The organism is Campylobacter australis (genome assembly GCF_050586305.1).
In the GTDB taxonomy this organism is placed as follows: Bacteria; Campylobacterota; Campylobacteria; order Campylobacterales; family Campylobacteraceae; genus Campylobacter_A.
Genome location: NZ_JAXUAA010000021.1, coordinates 1 through 1288 on the forward strand (window position 1 = coordinate 1; position 1288 = coordinate 1288).

Here is a 1288-nt window from a genome sequence, read left to right on the forward strand (position 1 = left end):
CGAAGTGGTAAGTAACGCTAGTGTAAAAACAATATTATATACTAATAAGAATGGAAAATTTAGAGTAGGCTTATCAAAGGGATGGCACGGCAAGGGAGAAAATGAGTGGGTAATAACGGCGTATAAAAAAGAGAAAGAGCCGTCTCGCTCAGTAGTTCGACCAAGTAGCGACCTAGGGCAGAATGGAACCGATCTGTCTGCCAACGGCTTAAATAAAATTATACCACAACAAACATCAAAAAGTGAAAATTTAACACAAAATAATCAAAACTTTACAATACAAGGCAATCAGGCAACAAAGAGTGATTTAAATGTAAATGTTTCGGTTGATGACTGGGTAAAAGAGCTTTCACAAATAAATAGCAATGAACTTACGGCAAATTTGTTTATCTTGCAGCAAAAGCATCCTGAACTATTTAAAAAGCCTAGTGATGTGTATAAGATGCTAGTTCAGATAAAAAATAATCCAACTCACTTTTTTAAAAATAATCGCCCAGATATGGCGTTAATAGCTAAAATTTTACAAGATGGCAGTGTTGGCAAAATGGCTATTGTAAAGGATAGTGGCAAAGTAAGTCATATAACAAAAAGCACAAAAGATAGAGAGCTTAAAAGACTGCAAAATGTAAATGAAAGAGAGCTAGGGGCAGGGTCGCCCTACCCTACACAGCAATCTAGCAAAACGCTACCTGCCAACGGCGATGGTGCAAAAGCACATTCCCTAGCTACTGATGAAATTATACTACAACAAGAGCTAAAAAGCGAAATTTCTTCACAAATATCACTAGATGGTATAAATGATGTAGTAAAAAATTTGGCTCAAAATAGAGATATTGCTTTAAAACTAAATCCAAAAGCAGATATTTTAAATCTTGTAAATGATTTTAAAGAACCTATAAAAACACCTCTTTTTACTTCTAAAATTTCGCTAGATAAAATGCTTAATCATTTAGCACAAAAACCAGATTTTGATAGAAGAATTGAGTATATAAATTTAGTTAAACCAACACTTGAAAATCCACTTTTTATAACAAAAGAAGGTGATAGATATAGATTTGTTAAGACATTTTTAGACGATAAAGATAAGGTGGTTAAGTTTTTAAGTGTAATTGAAGATGATAAGGGCGAGTTTATAGGCATTACAGCAACACCACTAAAAAATACCGATGTAAAAAATATATTAAAAGGGGATATTGTATGGGGTGGGGACATGCTCACTAACCAAAGCACCCCACGAATAGCCAACCTTCAAGCACTTAGCACTGAAGGTAAAGGGTTAGATGCTATA

The 1288-nt window shown here is 34.2% G+C and carries 1 protein-coding gene; it reads left to right on the forward strand.

Translation table 11 applies throughout. From position 1 onward, the window contains the following. Window positions 1–1288: PBECR2 nuclease fold domain-containing protein (locus U5B17_RS09625; protein WP_430805133.1), on the forward strand; the 1288-nt coding region annotated here is incomplete at both ends.